The organism is Pseudomonas sp. BF-B-15 (assembly GCF_019946675.1).
GTDB lineage: Bacteria > Pseudomonadota > Gammaproteobacteria > Pseudomonadales > Pseudomonadaceae > Aquipseudomonas > Aquipseudomonas migulae.
On record NZ_JAGYFZ010000024.1, the window covers coordinates 1 to 15,500 of the forward strand.

The 15,500-nt window shown below is 60.4% G+C and carries 16 protein-coding genes; 9 read left to right on the forward strand and 7 right to left on the reverse strand.

From position 1 onward, the window contains the following. Both KGA97_RS10410 and KGA97_RS10415 read right to left on the reverse strand, forming a co-directional pair. Positions 1-1,410 (reverse strand): aldehyde dehydrogenase family protein (locus tag KGA97_RS10410; RefSeq protein WP_223480725.1); only part of this gene is annotated, 1,410 nt, incomplete at its 3' end. Between the two features lie 231 nt (positions 1,411-1,641). Then, positions 1,642-2,364 (reverse strand): hypothetical protein, encoded by a 723-nt coding sequence (locus KGA97_RS10415; protein ID WP_223480726.1) that lies wholly within the window; start codon positions 2,362-2,364, stop codon positions 1,642-1,644. 201 nt (positions 2,365-2,565) lie between these two features. On the opposite strand from KGA97_RS10415, the gene KGA97_RS10420 reads away from it, so the two are divergent. Next, positions 2,566-2,820, forward strand: a complete 255-nt coding sequence (locus KGA97_RS10420; RefSeq protein WP_008027970.1) for a DUF1652 domain-containing protein — start codon at positions 2,566-2,568, stop codon at positions 2,818-2,820. Between the two features lie 50 nt (positions 2,821-2,870). On the opposite strand, the gene KGA97_RS10425 is transcribed toward KGA97_RS10420, so the two are convergent. Further along, complete coding sequence (locus KGA97_RS10425) at positions 2,871-3,227, reverse strand: hypothetical protein (RefSeq protein ID WP_008039921.1); 357 nt, start codon at positions 3,225-3,227, stop codon at positions 2,871-2,873. A gap of 345 nt (positions 3,228-3,572) precedes the next feature. On the opposite strand from KGA97_RS10425, the gene peaA reads away from it, so the two are divergent. The 4 genes from peaA (at position 3,573) to peaD (ending at position 8,133) form a co-directional block, all read left to right on the forward strand. Beyond that, on the forward strand, positions 3,573-5,153 hold the full coding sequence (peaA, locus tag KGA97_RS10430) for a quinohemoprotein amine dehydrogenase subunit alpha (RefSeq protein WP_223480727.1): 1,581 nt from the start codon (positions 3,573-3,575) through the stop codon (positions 5,151-5,153). Positions 5,154-5,233: 80 nt separating this feature from the next. Further along, positions 5,234-6,664, forward strand: coding sequence for a quinohemoprotein amine dehydrogenase maturation protein (peaB, locus tag KGA97_RS10435; RefSeq protein WP_008027964.1), 1,431 nt, complete (start codon positions 5,234-5,236; stop codon positions 6,662-6,664). 1 nt (position 6,665) lies between these two features. Further along, on the forward strand, positions 6,666-6,989 hold the full coding sequence (gene qhpC, locus KGA97_RS10440; protein WP_207286011.1) for a quinohemoprotein amine dehydrogenase subunit gamma: 324 nt from the start codon (positions 6,666-6,668) through the stop codon (positions 6,987-6,989). 25 nt (positions 6,990-7,014) lie between these two features. Further along, entirely contained in the window at positions 7,015-8,133 is a 1,119-nt protein-coding gene (gene peaD / locus KGA97_RS10445; RefSeq protein ID WP_223480728.1) for a quinohemoprotein amine dehydrogenase subunit beta, read from the forward strand. A gap of 113 nt (positions 8,134-8,246) precedes the next feature. Here peaD and KGA97_RS10450 read toward each other — a convergent pair whose 3' ends face one another. Both KGA97_RS10450 and KGA97_RS10455 read right to left on the reverse strand, forming a co-directional pair. Continuing rightward, on the reverse strand, positions 8,247-8,648 hold the full coding sequence (locus tag KGA97_RS10450) for a lysozyme inhibitor LprI family protein (protein WP_223480729.1): 402 nt from the start codon (positions 8,646-8,648) through the stop codon (positions 8,247-8,249). A 48-nt stretch (positions 8,649-8,696) separates the two neighbouring features. Continuing rightward, a complete protein-coding gene (locus KGA97_RS10455) occupies positions 8,697-9,620 on the reverse strand; it encodes an ADP-ribosylglycohydrolase family protein (RefSeq protein WP_223480730.1) in 924 nt (307 codons plus the stop codon). 198 nt (positions 9,621-9,818) lie between these two features. Here KGA97_RS10455 and KGA97_RS10460 point away from each other — a divergent pair, with 198 nt between their 5' ends. Then, positions 9,819-10,307, forward strand: coding sequence for an SRPBCC family protein (locus KGA97_RS10460; protein ID WP_008039944.1), 489 nt, complete (start codon positions 9,819-9,821; stop codon positions 10,305-10,307). 437 nt (positions 10,308-10,744) lie between these two features. Here KGA97_RS10460 and inhA read toward each other — a convergent pair whose 3' ends face one another. After that, complete coding sequence (inhA, locus tag KGA97_RS10465) at positions 10,745-11,428, reverse strand: isonitrile hydratase (protein WP_223480731.1); 684 nt, start codon at positions 11,426-11,428, stop codon at positions 10,745-10,747. Positions 11,429-11,518: 90 nt separating this feature from the next. Here inhA and KGA97_RS10470 point away from each other — a divergent pair, with 90 nt between their 5' ends. Continuing rightward, positions 11,519-12,511 (forward strand): GlxA family transcriptional regulator, encoded by a 993-nt coding sequence (locus tag KGA97_RS10470; RefSeq protein ID WP_223480732.1) that lies wholly within the window; start codon positions 11,519-11,521, stop codon positions 12,509-12,511. On the opposite strand, the gene KGA97_RS10475 is transcribed toward KGA97_RS10470, so the two are convergent. Further along, on the reverse strand, positions 12,487-12,876 hold the full coding sequence (locus tag KGA97_RS10475; protein WP_223449845.1) for a hypothetical protein: 390 nt from the start codon (positions 12,874-12,876) through the stop codon (positions 12,487-12,489). The two genes, KGA97_RS10470 and KGA97_RS10475, sit on opposite strands and share 25 nt — an antisense overlap. 335 nt (positions 12,877-13,211) lie before the next feature. On the opposite strand from KGA97_RS10475, the gene KGA97_RS10480 reads away from it, so the two are divergent. Together KGA97_RS10480 and KGA97_RS10485 are read left to right on the forward strand one after the other, a co-directional pair. Next, complete coding sequence (locus KGA97_RS10480) at positions 13,212-14,384, forward strand: MFS transporter (protein ID WP_223480733.1); 1,173 nt, start codon at positions 13,212-13,214, stop codon at positions 14,382-14,384. 170 nt (positions 14,385-14,554) lie between these two features. Continuing rightward, a complete protein-coding gene (locus KGA97_RS10485) occupies positions 14,555-15,289 on the forward strand; it encodes a thioesterase II family protein (RefSeq protein WP_008032305.1) in 735 nt (244 codons plus the stop codon). The last annotated feature ends 211 nt before the right edge of the window (positions 15,290-15,500 follow it).

The following is a 15,500-nucleotide window of genomic DNA, read 5'->3' on the forward strand; positions in this document are numbered from 1 at the left end:
CTTGTACCCGCCAAACGGCAGCGCCGGGTCCAGGGCGCTGTGGCAATTGACCCACACCGAACCGGATTTGATCCGCGGGATCATCCGGTGCACCGCCGCCAGATCATTCGACCAGATGCTCGCGCCGAGCCCGTAGGGACTGTCGTTGGCCATGCGCAACGCATCGGCCTCATCATCAAACGGGATCGCCACCAGCACCGGCCCGAAGATCTCCTCCTGCACCAGCGAGTGCTTCTGGTCGACATCAACGATCACTGTCGGTTTGACGAAGAATCCCGGCCCGAATTGTTCACCGCCGCAGGCAATCGTCGCACCGCTTTCCCGACCCTTTTCGATGTACCCGTAAACCCGTTCCTGCTGGCGCGCCGAGATCAGCGGCCCCATCTCGACACTCGGGTCCAGCCCGTTGCCGAGCTTCATGGCGTTGGCAATGTCGGCGATGTCCGCCACCACATTGTCGAAATGCTTGCGCTGCACATACAGCCGCGAACCGGCACAGCAGACCTGGCCCTGGTTGAAGAAAATCGCGCTGGCAGCACCTGCGGCGGCGGTCTTCAGGTCAGCGTCGGCCATGACGATGGTCGGCGATTTGCCGCCCAGTTCCAGGGTGACGCGGGTCATGGAGTCCATGGCGATCTTGCCGATCTGCTTGCCGACGGCGGTGGAGCCGGTGAAGGTCAGCTTGTCCACCAGCGGGTTGTGGGTCAGCGCCGAACCGGCGGTGATGCCGGTGCCGGTGACCACGTTGAACACGCCTTCGGGATAACCCGCTTCCAGCACCAGCTCAGCGAGTTTCAAGGCAGTCAGCGGGGTTTCGTCGGCGGGTTTGAGCACCACGGTGCAACCGGTGGCCAGGGCCGGGCCGAGTTTCCAGCAGGCCAGCAGCAGCGGGAAGTTCCAGGCGACGATGGCGCCGACCACGCCCACCGCTTCGCGACGAATGAAACTGTGGAACTGATCGTTTGGCATCAGCGGCAACGACACTTCCACGCTGGAGCCTTCGATCTTGGTCGCCCAACCGGCCATGTAGCGCAGGAAGTCGATGGACAGTTGCACGTCCATCACCTGGGCCACCGCCGCGCTCTTGCCGTTGTTCAGGCATTCCAGCTGCGCCAGCAGTTCGGCGTCGCGTTCCATCAGGTCGGCGAGTTTCCACAGCAAATTCTGCCGCTCGCGGGGGCGGGTGCGGGTCCAGGCGGAATCATCGAACGCCTGACGCGCCGCGAGCACCGCACGGTCAACGTCTTCGGGCGTGGCCCGCGGCACCACGCACAGCACTTCGCCGGTGGCCGGGTTGTGCAGTGGCATGGTCTGGCCGTCGGCAGCCTCGACCCAGTCGCCGCCGATAAGCATGCGCGGGGCGCGCTGGATGAACGCCGAGGTGGCGGGAAGCAGGTAGGGGAGCGTCATGGCGAGGCCTCTTGTTGTTCGTGAGAACGAGGCTTTCGCAATGGCTGTGCCAACTGTCCGGAAGGGCCGGATAGCCCTTTGGCGGCGGGCGTGGGATGAAATTCGGGGCCGTCGGGTTCCGCTGTGTTGTCGCAAATCGCGACGGCGGCTGAGATTCAAGAGACGGTTTTTTCAGCTCAGGCCAACGACGGGGCCTGAGCTGATTCGGGCACTCCGCGCCTGTTGTCGGAATCAGGCCGTCACGTCGATCTTGTTGCGCTCGGCCAACATCACCGTTTCCGTCTCCCGCGTCATCCGCTCGCCTTTACTCCACAACTGGGAAGAGAAGAAGCCGTTCAGGGTTTCAGCGTTTGGCACCGAGCCTTTCTTCAAGAACAGGGCACCCAGATCGATGGTGTTGGCGAAGTTTTCCTTGTTCAGGTTGTACCCGCCCACGTAGCTGCCGCCCCATACGGAGTCGGCGGCCACCAGGTCGATGGAGGCGTCGCGGTAACTGCTCGCTGCCGATTTCAGCGAACTGGAAGCATTCAGCAGATTGTTCAGCCGGTTCATATCGGAAGAACTGAGCTGGCCTGAACTGTTGAGGGCTTTGAGGCTTCCATCCGCTTGAATGGTGAAGCCGAATTTTTTGTCGGCGAGATCCGGATAGGCGTGGGCCAACGCTGACTGGAACTCTTCGAAGGAGTATTTCAGCGATTGATGGGCATTTTTGTGCCGCTCGGCAACCTGCGGGAAGTCAGGTGACTGGGATCGGCCGATCCAGGTCTCGATCGATTCCATGGCCGGACTGGGTGCCGGGGTTTCATCGCCTGGATGGTAAATCGCTGCCGGATTGATGTTGACCGCTGTTTTCTGCAGGTCTTCAGTCAGCGTTTTCGCGGTCAGTGGTTGGCTGGACTGGCTGAGCTGAGCGGCCGATGGCTGGATCAAGGCTGCATTTAAAGAAATTGCCATGTCGTCATTCCCTTAACGTTTGGTGTAGCAGGTTATCGGCGCAAAGCGCGATACCTTGAGCGCCGATGACCACCCGTCGAGACGACGAGCAACCGGGTTGCGCCCTTGAGCCCCCCACCTTTGGGGAATAGAATTTTCAGGCTCGGTGGTGAAATGACGGAGCATTTCCCCTGCTATACATCTGGCGTAAGGGAGGTTGCGATGTTCCTTTCAACCCTGGAAATTCAAAGCATCATCGAACACAGTTTTCTACCCGCCGTCTGCACCTGCAACATGGAAGCGGACCAGTCCATGACGATCCGGGTCTGTGACTGCATGACGGGCAAAGTGGACCTGATCGCCACCCATGTTCCGGTGTGGACACTGGACAGTCCCCATGCCATCGCCACGCTGGTGGCGGACATGCGCCAGGAAATCGAGGCGCACAAGAGCATTCATCCCACCTATTCCATCTGAACCGGCGACAAGCCGCACCGTTGAAGGCCGGTGCGGCTCGCGTCAGGCAATCAGGCTGCTATTTTCCGGGAAATCTCGTCGAACGTGTTGCTATCAACGGCGGCCAGCAGCTTTTTGTCGTCTTTCAGCGTTGCCAGAAAGGTCACTTCGGTTTCTTTTCCCGCCAGCATGAAACCGGCAATCGCGCCGATGGGCCCCAGCAGCATGGCGCCGGCGACGCCAAAGCCGATGGCGTCCTTGATGTTGTTGATCGACTCTTCGTTGGCGACTTCCACGCTTTTGAACGAGGAGAGTGGCAGGGTGATGCCGGGCCACGGGTGAAGCGACGTTCTCAAGGTGAAAACGCCGTCTCTGTACTCTCCGTCACCCTGCAGAAAGTCCCCCGCCAGGACAGTGATGTTTGCCATTTCGTTATCCCCTGAACGGCAATTGGTGAACAACCATTTCGCCCCCGCACGGGCCTGTCGTCAATCGTCGTGCGATGAGCTGTCCCGGTTAAGGCATCTATGCTTGTCTCAGACTGCAACAACTGTCGCGATATTAGACGCACGCGCTCTCGATCAAGCATGGCCAATCGCATTCAACTTCACGCAAATGCTTGATAAAAAAGGTAATCGGCAAGCTGGCACGCTCCGTGTATTGCTCATCGCAGACGTTTCTCTTGCCTCCGTCTGCGGTGCGCCGCCGGCGGCAGAAACCATAAAAACGATAAGCCACAAAAATAAGAAAGCACCGTGCGAGGTTCGACGTTGATGAAGAGAAAACTCCGATCAGGCCTGAGCGTCAGTCTGCTGGCCGTGGCCGCGTGTGTGGCGCTGCATTCGCCTGACAGCCTGGCAGCCCGCGACGCCCAGACCATCCTCAAGGAAACCTGTCAGGGCTGTCACACCCCTGAAGCCGTAAACACCCTGAGCCGCATCAGCCACCAGCGCAAGACCCCGGAAGGCTGGCTGATGAGCATCGCCCGGATGCAGACCATGCATGGTTTGCAGATCAGCGATGACGATCGCCGTACCCTGGTCAAATACCTGGCTGACACTCAGGGCCTGGCGCCGAGCGAGACGGACGGCGTGCGTTACGCGCTGGAGCGTCGACTCAATACCGTCGAGAAGTTCGACGACCAGACCAGCCAGATGTGCGGTCGCTGCCACTCCGGTGCGCGGGTCGCCTTGCAACGGCGTCCGGCCCAGGAATGGGAGCGCCTGGTGAATTTCCACCTCGGTCAATGGCCGTCCCTCGAATACCAGGCGTTGGCCCGCGACCGCGACTGGTTCGACATTGCCCGCAAAGACATGGTGCCGCTGTTGGCCAAGCGTTATCCGCTGGACAACCCGGCCTGGAAAAAATGGCTGAGCGCAGCACCCAAAGCCGAAGCGTTTGCCGGTGACTGGAGCTTCAGCGGCCACTTGCCGGGCAAAGGTGAACTGGCCGGGGTGATGAGCGTGACCGCCGCTGGCGACGACACCTTCAAGGTCAGCGTCAAAGGCCAATACGCCGACGGTACGCCGTTCAATGGCGACGGCAGCGCGATTCTCTACACCGGCTACGAATGGCGCGGCAACGTGACCATCGACGGCGTGACCATGCGCCAGGTGTTCGCCGCCCAGGGCAATGCGATGCAAGGCCGGATGTTCGAGGCCGAGCACGATGAACGGGGTCTGGACTTCGTCGCGGCCAAGCAGGGCAGCAGTCGTTTGCTCGCCGTGCAGCCGGGTTACCTGAAGGCCGGCAGCGTGTCAGAAGTGACCCTGGTCGGCAGCGGTCTCAGCGGTAAGCCGAGCTTCGGCAAAGGCGTGGAAGTGGTCGAAGTGCTGGAGCAAAGTCCGCAGCGTATGCGCGTCAAGCTCAAGGCAGCCGCCAATGCCCAGCCGGGGCTGCGCAACGTCACCGTCGGCACGCTGAAAGGCCCGACCCTGTCGGTCTACAGCAAAATCGCCGAAGTCAAAGTCGTGCCCGAGTTCTCGGTGGCGCGGATCGGCGAGGGCGGTGGTTCGACGCCGAAAGTCCAGGGCCGTTTCGACGCTGAAGCCTGGGGCAAGGGCGCTGACGGCAAACCATATCGCATCGGCGTGTTCCCGGCGCAATGGAAAGTCGAAGCCTTCGACGACCGCGCCAAGGAAGACGAAGACGTCAAGTTCGCCGGCACCATGCAGGCTGACAGCGGCGTGTTCACACCGGGCGATGCCGGGCCGAACCCGCAACGCAAAATGTCCACCAACAATGCCGGCAACCTCAAGGTGATCGCCGCCGTCGACGACGCAGGGAAATCCCTGACCGGCGAGGGCCACATGATCGTCACCGTGCAACGCTGGAACAATCCACCCATTCCATGAGTTGGCTGACCGTTAACCGTTTCAGACACTTTTTGGAATGACCGCAGGCCTCGTGAAGGAGGTCTGCACAGGAGGTTGCAATGGGCGCTATTTTGAATCTGGTCGAGCGGAATCTGCACGAAGTGCACGTCGACGCCGACCGCATGCTGTTCCACATTCCCAGCAGTTCGCTGTTCGCCAGTGATGAGCTGACGGGCACCATCATCGATACCTTGCGCGGTCCAGGCTGTTCGTCGGACGACCTGATCCAGCGCCTGGCCGCACGTTTCAACGGCGAAGAAATCACCGAGACCCTGCGCGAGCTGATCTCGCTGGAACTGGTCAGCGACGGTTCGCCGTTGACCCCGGACATTGGCACCAAACGGGTCGAGCGCACCGCGATCAATACCGTGGTGCTCAACGTCAACACCGGCTGCAACCTGAGCTGCACCTACTGCTACAAGGAAGACCTCGACAAGCCGTCGGCGGGCAAGAAAATGGACGTTGAAACGGCGATTGCGTCAGTGGAAATGCTGCTGCGCGAATCGCCGGATGAAGAGCGTTTCACCGTGGTGTTCTTCGGCGGCGAACCGTTGAGCAATCGCAAGCTGATCGAGTACATGGTCGATTACTGTGAGAAGCGTTTTCGCGAAGCCGGCAAGTTCGTCGAGTTCGTGATGACCACCAACGCCACGCTGCTCACCGAAGAAACCGTGGACTACCTCAACGCCCACCGTTTCGGGCTCTCCGTCAGTATCGACGGGCCGAAAACCGTGCACGACCGCAACCGCATCACCGTGGGCGGGCAGGGCACGTACGACGTGGTGCGGCGCAAGGCCGAGATGCTGCTGTCGCGCTACAACAGTCGTCCGGTGGGCGCGCGAGTGACGTTGACCACCGGCGTTACCGACGTCGAAACCATCTGGGATCACTTGTTCAACGAGCTGGGGTTTGCCGAAGTCGGCTTTGCTCCGGTGACTTCCGGCGACATCAGCAGCTTCAACCTCACCAGTGATGAACTGGTGCAGGTGTTCGCCAACATGAAGGCGCTCGGTCGGCGTTATCTGGAAGCGGCGCTGGAGCACCGCAACATCGGCTTCTCCAACCTTCACCAGTTGATCACGGACATCCACGAAGGCCACAAAAAAGCCCTGCCGTGCGGCGCCGGCCTGAAAATGCTGGCGGTGGATCACAAGGGTGAACTGAACCTGTGCCACCGTTTCACCGGCTCTTCGCTACCAACCTTCGGCAACGTGCACAGCGGTGTGAAACAGGTGGAGTTGAACGACTTCCTGTCCCAGCGTCTCGACCGTACCAACACCGGCTGCGAAGACTGCCAGATCCGTAACCTCTGCTCCGGCGGCTGCTACCACGAGAGTTACGCCCGTTACGGCGACCCGACCCACCCGACCTATCACTACTGCGAACTGATGCGTGACTGGGTGGACTTCGGCATCGAGGTCTACACCCGGATCATGGCCAACAACCCTGCGTTTATCAGCAGCTACATCACTCCGCGCAAGGCTCACTGATATGAAACATCTCAAGGCAATCAATAACAAAGCGTTGAAACTCGATGAAGCCGCGGCCGATAACCGCATCGAAGAAGTGGTGGCGATGAGCTCTGTCGCGGGCTGCGCCTCGACCACCGACCCGGGCTGGGAAATCGATGCGTTTGGCGGTGTGTCGTCGCTGTGCCAGCCGATGGAAGCCGACCTTTATGGCTGCTCCGACCCTTGCTGGTGGCCGGCCCAGGTGCCGGACATGATGAGCACCTACCCGGACTGGAACAAGGATGCCCAGGCGTCCAACGACAACTGGCGCAACCTTGGCACTGTCTTCCCTAAAGACAAGTGATCGGACAGACAAGAAGGATTCCAGCATGCCTAGCATCAAAGCCTGCGGCCTGGCCGCGTTTGCCGTCCTGAGCACCTGTTCGCTCACTGTTCTGGCCGATGAAAACACTGCTCTGCAAGACGGTCACGAGTACATGTTGACCACCAATTACCCGAACAACCTGCACGTGATCGACCTGGCCACGGACACGCTGTTCAAAACCTGCAAGATGCCCGACGCCTTTGGTCCGGGCACTGTTCAGCTGTCGCCGGATCGCAAGACCGCTTACGTGCTGAACAATCACTACGCGGATGTCTACGGCGTCGAGCTGGACAGCTGCAAACAGGTGTTCCACGCCAGCATCACCCAGAAGCCAGGGGAGAAAGCGAGGTCGATGTTCGCCTTCACCCTCAGTCATGACGGCAAGGAGCTGTTCACCGTTGCCAACCCGACGTTGATGCTCAATGACCGCTACGAAGTTCAGCAGCCGCGACTGGATGTCTACGCCACCGACGCCGGCATGGATGCCAAACCCGTGCGCAGTTTCCCGGCGCCACGGCAGCTGACCATCATGCAGAGTGGCGACGACGGTACGCTGTATGTGGCCGGGGCGGACGTCTACAAGGTCGATGTGAAAACCGGAAAATTCGACGTACTGATCCCCAGTCGTCACTGGAAACGGGCGAACTACAGCGCACCGGACGTGCTCTACGTGTGGAACCAGCAGACCTATCGCCATGACTTCTCGCTGCTCTACACCGCGGCAAAGTTCAAGGACAAGAAGCAGGATCCGTTGACCGCCGAGTACCTGTACGGGCTGTTCAGCATCGACCTGAAAACCGGCAAGACCGAAACCACCGACTTCGGCCCGCTGACGGAAATCTACTTCAGCGGCATGCGCTCGCCGAAGGACCCGAACCTGATGTTCGGCGTGCTCAATCGCCTGGCGAAGTACGACATCAAGGAAAAGAAAATGCTCCAGGCGGCGACGCTGGATCATTCCTACTACTGCATTTCCTTCAACAAGGACGGCAGCAAGATTTACCTGGCGGGGACGTTTAACGATGTGGCGATTTTTGATGCCGACAGCCTGAAACAGGTGGGCAGCATCAAGTTGCCGGGTGGGGATATGGCGATTACCACGGCGCAGATATTTGTCCGGTAATCGCGGCGTTTGAAAGGACGCCTTCGCGGGCAAGCCTCGCTCCTACGGGTTTCGGTGATTCCTTGTAGGAGCGAGGCTTGCCCGCGAAGAGGCCATGGAAAACGCTAGAGAACTTACTGCCCCGGCACCGGGCAACTCAAATCCCCCTCCTGGCACTTCAAGTAAGTTTTGAAAGCCTCCACCCGAGCCTTGGTCAGGTCGGTGATGCAATTGCTGTAAATCAACGGATAAACACTCCCGCCCTCAACCCCGGACGCCGAAAATTTGCACTCGGCATCCCGGAACCCGATCCACGCCCGTTGCGCGCCAATCAACTGCTTCTTGCTCTCGGGGCTGTCCTTCAAGCGCGCGTTGATCTGCTGGTAAAGCGCATTCAACTCCTTGTCCGCCGCCTTGTTCTGCTGCGCCGCGCATTGATTCATCGTGGCCTGGTCGGTGGCGTTGTCGCAATCGACGGCATGGGCAACGGTGGTGAACAGCAACGGCGTCAGCGCCAGGAGCACGCGTGGATTCATGGGAAACTCGCTGTGACAGGAAAAGAAGAGGTGCAGTGTAGCGAAGCCTCATTTACTTGCGGTGTCAGCGCCTGAAGCCTTGAGCAATTGATCCGCGTAAACCTCGATGTCTTCGCGCAGGTATAACTTCGCCAGCCAACGTTCGGGAATGGCCTGGACACCGTAGAAAGCGCCGGCCAACTGACCAACGATGGCGGCGGTGGTATCGGCGTCATCGCCCAGGTTGGCGGCCTTCAGGATGGCGGCTTCGAAGCTGTCGGTGTGATGAAAACACCACAGCGCGGCTTCCAGCGAGGCGACGCAGTAACCGCTGCCACGGATAGCGCTTTCGGATTTGTCGAAGTAATCGCCGCGTGCGATGGCGGCGACTTTTGACTGCAGGAAGGTCGTGGCCGGCAAGCGGAGTAAATCCGCTTTGGCCGCGCCCTGTAACGCGTTACCTGTCAGCTCGGCGAACAACTGGCAGCACTCAACAGCTTCAGGCGCGGCGTGTGTCGTACGGGAACTGTGAGCGGAGAACTCGCTGATCCGGTTACGGTCGGGGAAGTAATACAAAACCACCGGCACCAGCCGCATCAACGAACCGTTCCCTGCCGTATAGGGATCGGTTGAACCAACGAAGGGTTCGCCGGTTTGCTGATACCGGGCCAAAGCCTCGCTCACCGTCATGCCGATGTCGAAGCATTCCCCGGTCGAACTCATGTAACCCTGTTGCCACCAATTGAGGTAGCGCCCCATCTGGTCGGCGGCATCGAAGCCGTTTTTGCTCAGCAGGCTTTCGGCCAGGCACAACGCCATTGAGGTGTCATCGGTCCATTGCCCGGGTTTCAGGTTGAATGGGCCGCCGCCCACCATGTCGGTCAGGGGCCTGAACGAACCACGTGGCTGAAACTCGACCGTGGTGCCGACGGCATCACCGCAGGCCAGGCCCAGCAGGGCGCCGCGATAACGTTCCGTGAGTGAGGGCTGCATGAATCTTCCTTGTCTGGTCAATGTCGTCCCTGCAAACGGTAGCAGCTCCCGCCCGTTGACTCTTGTTCTCAGCGCCGAACTTTGGCCCGGATGTGCGGCCGAATATTTCAGGCAGGTTGATTGAGAGGCCCGATTGGTACAACTTTAGGGTTGGACTTGTGGTCACACAGGCCTACTGTTCAGTACAGGAGGTGACTTATGAACCCAGCATCAGATCGCATCGAAAGGAAGATCCTGCTTAAAGCCCCGCGCTCGCAGGTCTGGCGTGTGCTGGCCCATGCCGAAGCGTTCGGGCAATGGTTTGGCGTGGCATTGGAAGGCAAGCGTTTTGTCGCCGGTGAGTGGACTCAGGGGCAGGTCACGTACCCCGGTTATGAGCACGTTTTGTGGAATGTGCTGGTGGAGCGGGTCGAGCCGGAGCGAGTGTTTTCGTTTCGCTGGCACCCCTACGCGGTGCGCGCGGATGTCGACTATTCCCAGGAACCCACCACGCTGGTGAAGTTCGAGCTGGAGGACCACCCTGAAGGTACGTTGCTCAAGGTGTCCGAGTCCGGTTTCGATCACATCCCCCAGACACGCCGCGAAAAGGCTTTCCGCATGGACAGCCGGGGCTGGGAGGAACAGATGAACAACATTGAACAGTTTTTGGCTGAAACCGCCAAAGCCCGGGTGAGACAGGAAGAATGATCACCATGGCGCAGGTGCTGCCCGTCGTAGCTCCGCTGCAGGCCGCGAAACTCGCGGCTTGAGCGCTCGATACCTGAGGCGCCTAAGGGTTTTCGGAAGGGCTGGTATAGCGAATGTCTTACACGCGATGGTAGCTATGTCGTCTATTGCACATTGGATCCGATGCGTAATCTAGCCACATCAACTGAAGCACAGGAAGCGCTTCAGGATCACGGATGATCGACCATCAGCAAGGATTCGCTACCGACAGGGAGTCGACAATGGTCTTGGGAAAAACCCGCCTCTGGCGGGTTTTTTTTCGCCCGTAGAAAAGTGATTCGGCCATCACACACATCAACTGTAGGAGCCGACTTGCTGGCGATAGCGCCCGTTCAGGCGATAAACGTGTTTGCTGACGCTCCGCCATCGCCAGCAAGCCGGCTCCTACAGTTGATTACCTACAAGCCGAGATTTGCTGCGGCCCGTTCAGTGATCAGCGTCCGCTGCTGCAACGATGGCGCCGTACGCCGATGAGCCTCTGCCAAAACACTCTGAGGCGCTGATTCCGGGCTACCGGATTCAAACGGCGGCGCCGGCGCGTACTCCAGCTGCAACTGCACCAATTGCGCCGTGTCCTTATCAAACAATTCAGCCGCCAGGGTCAGGGCAAAGTCGATCCCGGCGGTGATCCCGCCACCAGTCAGCAGATTGCCATCGCGCACCACCCGATCCTTCACCGGGATTGCACCCAACGGTCCAAGCAACTCGTGATACGCCCAGTGAGTGGTGGCGCGCTTACCCTTGAGCAAACCTGCCGCGCCGAGTACCAGCGCGCCGGTGCACACCGAGGTGACATACCGCGCATTGACCGCTTGCGCCTTGATGAACGCCAACGTCTGCTCATCCTCCATCAACGGCCCGACACCGCTGCCGCCGGGAACGCAGATCACATCCAGCGCCGGGCAATCGTCGAATGTGGTGGTGGGCTTGAGCACCAGGCCGGTGCTCGCGGTGACCGGCATCAGGTCTTTCCAGATCAAATGCACCTTCACGTCCGGCAGCGAGGCGAGTACGTCGTAAGGGCCGGTCAGGTCCAGTTGCTGAACCTGCGGGAACAACAGAAAACCGATCTGCAACGTCATGGTGTTTTTCTCGTGAAGTGGGTGGACGGCTTCACTGTAGGCTCGTAGGATTTGGCGTATACGCCAATTACCCCACGAATTACGCCAAGTATGCCCAAGTCTATTCATGTGCTCGCCTTCACCAACGTGCAACTGCTCGACGTCACCGGGCCGCTGCAGGTATTCGCCTCGGCCAATGACATTGCCCGCCAGAAAGGCTTGCCGCCGCCTTACGCGCCGACGGTGATTGCCAGCGGCGGCGGGGCGGTGACGTCGTCGGCGGGCTTGGCGCTGGTGGCCGAACCGTTGCCCGGGCAGGGCAGCGACACCCTGATCATTGCCGGCGGCTGGGGCGTTTATGCAGCGGCGGAGGATGAGGCGCTGGTGGCTTGGGTGCGTGAGCATGCGGCGGGGTGTAGGCGGGTGTCATCGGTGTGTACCGGGGCGTTTTTGCTGGCGGCCAGCGGTTGGCTCGATGGCCGGCGGGTGGTCACTCACTGGACCCGTTGCGAGCAGTTGGCGCAAAAACACCCGCGCTTGAGTGTCGAACCCAATCCAATCTTTATCAACGACGGCCCGGTCTGGACCTCGGCCGGCGTCACTGCCGGCATCGACCTCGCGCTGGCCATGGTCGAAGAGGACCTCGGTCGTACCATGGCGCTGGAAGTGGCGCAGCAGTTGGTGGTGTTTTTGAAGCGTCCGGGCGGTCAATCACAGTTCAGCGTGACCCTGTCGTTGCAAAAGGAAGGCAACCGTTTCGACGATCTTCACGCCTGGATCAGCGAAAACCTCACCATGGACCTGGGCGTTCCGACCCTCGCCTTGCAGGCTGGCATGAGCGAACGCAGCTTCGTCCGTCACTACCGCGCCGACACCGGCCAGACGCCCGCGCGGGCCATCGAACTGATTCGGGTCGAAACGGCGCGGCGGTTACTCAGCGATACCGGCGTGCCGATCAAACGGGTCGCGGTGCAGTGCGGGTTTGGCAGCGAAGAGACGTTGCGGCGCAGCTTCCTGCGGGCGATGGGCGTGACGCCGCAAGCCTATCGCGAGCGGTTTTCAGTGAGTTCCGAGGCGGATCAGCCTTCCGTTTCCATGACCTGATTGAAGTACTTCGCCCGATCCGGCGTAAACGTCACCACCATTCCGGTTCGCGAGCAGGTCAATGCCCGTTCTTCAGCCAGGTCAACGTCCAGGTCTTCCCCGCGCAAACCTTGCCACTGGGCGAGGTATTTGAGGGATCCGTACTTTTCGAGTTTCTTCAGGCTGCGGCTGACGCCCCCTTTCCAGCCCAGCACCGGCAGTTCACCGGCCAGGCATTGTTGGGCCATTTCGGGAAAGCGGGCGGCGCGTTGGCGGCCGATTTCCCAGCATTTGATCAGGCCTTTGTCGGGGCCTTCCCACAGTTCATCGCGGTTCAGGCCGGATCGGAGTGGGGTGTCGATGCTGCGGTAGATGCGCTGGCTCATTCAGGTTCCTTGAATTCGGGTTTTGTTGGACAGCTCCGCTGTACCCGTTGAGGAGGGATGTTAGGTGGGGATGTAATGAGTGGCAACAAACGATTTTTCGGGGGCGGTGCGGTTTTGTTTAGTGCTTGTAGGTGTGTGGCCTACAGGGCCTGGGTGTTTAAGCAGGCGGACCGCGTTAACGTTCGATCGCCGGCAAGCCGGCTCCTACAATTGATCGCGTTTCACTGTAGGAGCCGGCTTGCTGGCGATAGGGCCTTCACATTCAACCAACATTTCGCCGCTTCCACCTTAAGCGGCCGTATGGCAACTTGCAGGCCCTTGTCGAGAGCCGAGCCATGGCCAACCCCTACCGCGAACTGTTCAAAGCCCCGGGCAGCCGAGCCTTTGTGCTGGCCGGGATGATCGCACGCATGCCGATTTCCATGACCGGCATCGGCCTGATCACCATGCTCTCGCAATTGCAGGGCGGCTACGGATTGGCCGGTGCGGTGGCAGCGACGTTTGCCTTGGCCACGGCGTTTTGCGCGCCGCAGGTTTCGCGGCTGGTGGACCGTTTCGGGCAGCGTCGGATTTTGCCGGTGTCGGCACTGATCGGTGGCGGCGCGTTGTTGCTGGTGTTGTTGTGCACGCGTTTGCAGGCGCCGCAATGGACACTGTTTGTGTTTGCCGCGCTGGCCGGTTGCATGCCGAGCATGTCGGCGATGGTGCGGGCGCGCTGGACCGAGGTCTATCGCGGCCAGCCTCAACTGCAAACCGCGTACGCCCTGGAGTCGGTGCTCGACGAAGTCTGTTTTATTGTCGGGCCGCCGCTGTCGGTAGGCTTGTGCGTGGTGATGTTCCCCGAAGCCGGGCCATTGGCGGCACTGCTGATGCTGGCGATTGGCGTCACGGCGTTCGTCCTGCAACGGGACACCGAACCGGCGATACATCCCCATGAAGAACACCATCAGGGCTCGATCATTCGTTCCAGCGAGATTCAGTTGCTGATGCTGTTGATGGTCGCCATGGGCACCATTGTCGGCGTGGTGGATGTGGTCAGCGTGGCCTTCGCCCAGCATCAAGGGCAACCGGCGGCGGCGAGCATTGTGTTGTCGGTGTATGCCATCGGTTCATGCCTGGCCGGTTTGGCGTTCGGCGCGTTGCGCTCGAAAGTGCCGCTGCCGCGACTGTTTCTGTACGGCGGGGTGGCGACGGCGGTGACCACGTTGCCGTTGCTGCTGGCGACCAATATTGTCGGGTTGGCGCTGGCGGTGTTCGTCGCGGGCCTGTCTTTTGCGCCGACGCTGATTGTCGCCATGGCGTTGGTGGAACGCATCGTGCCGCCGGCCAAACTCACCGAAGGCCTGACCTGGCTGGTGACGGGGATGAGCATTGGCGTGGCGATTGGCGCGGCCAGCTCGGGTTGGCTGGTGGATGCGTTTGGCGCGCGCAGCGGTTTTTGGGTGGCGATTGCGGCGGGGGCGGTGGTGCTTGGTTCCGCGGTCCCAACCTATCGCCATTTGAAATGATGTTTTACCTGTGTAGGAGCCGGCTTGCTGGCGATAGCGGTGTGTCAGTCACATCAATGTCGATTGATACGCCGCCATCGCCAGCAAGCCGGCTCCTACAGGGGGCTCTGTACTAATTCCCGGCGGCGCTCGTCCGTTCTCTTTACAGACAACTTTTCGAGGTAAGCCCGGTGACCCAGCTGACATTGCTGTGCCTGCCCTATTCAGGCGCGAGCGCCATGGTTTACAGCCGCTGGCGGCGCAAACTGCCGGAGTGGCTCAAGCTGCAGCCGGTGGAGCTGCCGGGCCGTGGCGCGCGGTTCGGCGAACCGTTGCACACCGACATGCGGCGCCTGGCGCTGCAACTCGCCCAGGAACAGAAAGCCACGCTCAAGGCGCCGTACGCGCTGTTCGGCCACAGTCTCGGCGCGTTGCTGGCCTGTGAAATGGCCCATGCCTTGCGCTCGCTGGGTTGCCCGGAACCGGTGGCGCTGTTCGCCTCGGGCACCGCTGCACCGACGATGCGGGCTGATTACGATCAGGGTTTCGCCGATCCGAAAACCGATGCCGAGCTGATCGAGCAACTGCGCACCCTCAATGGCACCAGCGAAGAAGTGCTGGCCAATGAAGAGCTGATGAGCCTGACACTGCCGATCCTGCGCGCAGACTTCCTGCTGTGCGGCCGTTTCGAGCCGATCCAGCGTCCGCTGCTGAAATGCCCGGTGCACGTGCTCGGCGGCAAAGAGGATCGCGCAACCACCGAACAGCTGATCGGCTGGAGCAAGGAAACCCACGGCAGTTTTTCCGTGGACATGCTGGCCGGCGGTCACTTCTTCATCCATGAGCACGAAGCCAAGGTGCTGCGCGTGATCAAGGACCAGCTCGACGTTCACCATCGCCGGCACGCCATGGCCGCCACTGCCTAATACAATCTCAAGATCACCTATCCCCCTGTGGGAGCGAGCCTGCTCGCGATTGCGGTGGTTCAGTCAACATCAATGTTGAATGATCGACCGCAATCGCGAGCAGGCTCACTCCCACAATGATTTTTGGCGGTCCACAGACCTCGATATACCTCCCCGCTGACACTTATTCTCATTCGCTAATTTTTCCGGTCTGCATTCGTTTTATAGGGAC

Excerpts from the sequence above, each read along its gene's own strand:
- KGA97_RS10450 (WP_223480729.1), bottom strand. The coding sequence starts at position 8,648 with ATGAATCCACGCGTGCTCCTGGCGCTGACGCCGTTGCTGTTCACCACC.
- peaB (WP_008027964.1), top strand. The coding sequence starts at position 5,234 with ATGGGCGCTATTTTGAATCTGGTCGAGCGGAATCTGCACGAAGTGCAC.
- KGA97_RS10470 (WP_223480732.1), top strand. The coding sequence starts at position 11,519 with ATGCCCAAGTCTATTCATGTGCTCGCCTTCACCAACGTGCAACTGCTC.
- KGA97_RS10460 (WP_008039944.1), top strand. The coding sequence starts at position 9,819 with ATGAACCCAGCATCAGATCGCATCGAAAGGAAGATCCTGCTTAAAGCC.
- KGA97_RS10480 (WP_223480733.1), top strand. The coding sequence starts at position 13,212 with ATGGCCAACCCCTACCGCGAACTGTTCAAAGCCCCGGGCAGCCGAGCC.
- KGA97_RS10475 (WP_223449845.1), bottom strand. The coding sequence starts at position 12,876 with ATGAGCCAGCGCATCTACCGCAGCATCGACACCCCACTCCGATCCGGC.
- KGA97_RS10415 (WP_223480726.1), bottom strand. The coding sequence starts at position 2,364 with ATGGCAATTTCTTTAAATGCAGCCTTGATCCAGCCATCGGCCGCTCAG.
- qhpC (WP_207286011.1), top strand. The coding sequence starts at position 6,666 with ATGAAACATCTCAAGGCAATCAATAACAAAGCGTTGAAACTCGATGAA.
- peaA (WP_223480727.1), top strand. The coding sequence starts at position 3,573 with ATGAAGAGAAAACTCCGATCAGGCCTGAGCGTCAGTCTGCTGGCCGTG.
- KGA97_RS10425 (WP_008039921.1), bottom strand. The coding sequence starts at position 3,227 with ATGGCAAACATCACTGTCCTGGCGGGGGACTTTCTGCAGGGTGACGGA.
- KGA97_RS10420 (WP_008027970.1), top strand. The coding sequence starts at position 2,566 with ATGTTCCTTTCAACCCTGGAAATTCAAAGCATCATCGAACACAGTTTT.
- KGA97_RS10455 (WP_223480730.1), bottom strand. The coding sequence starts at position 9,620 with ATGCAGCCCTCACTCACGGAACGTTATCGCGGCGCCCTGCTGGGCCTG.
- inhA (WP_223480731.1), bottom strand. The coding sequence starts at position 11,428 with ATGACGTTGCAGATCGGTTTTCTGTTGTTCCCGCAGGTTCAGCAACTG.
- peaD (WP_223480728.1), top strand. The coding sequence starts at position 7,015 with ATGCCTAGCATCAAAGCCTGCGGCCTGGCCGCGTTTGCCGTCCTGAGC.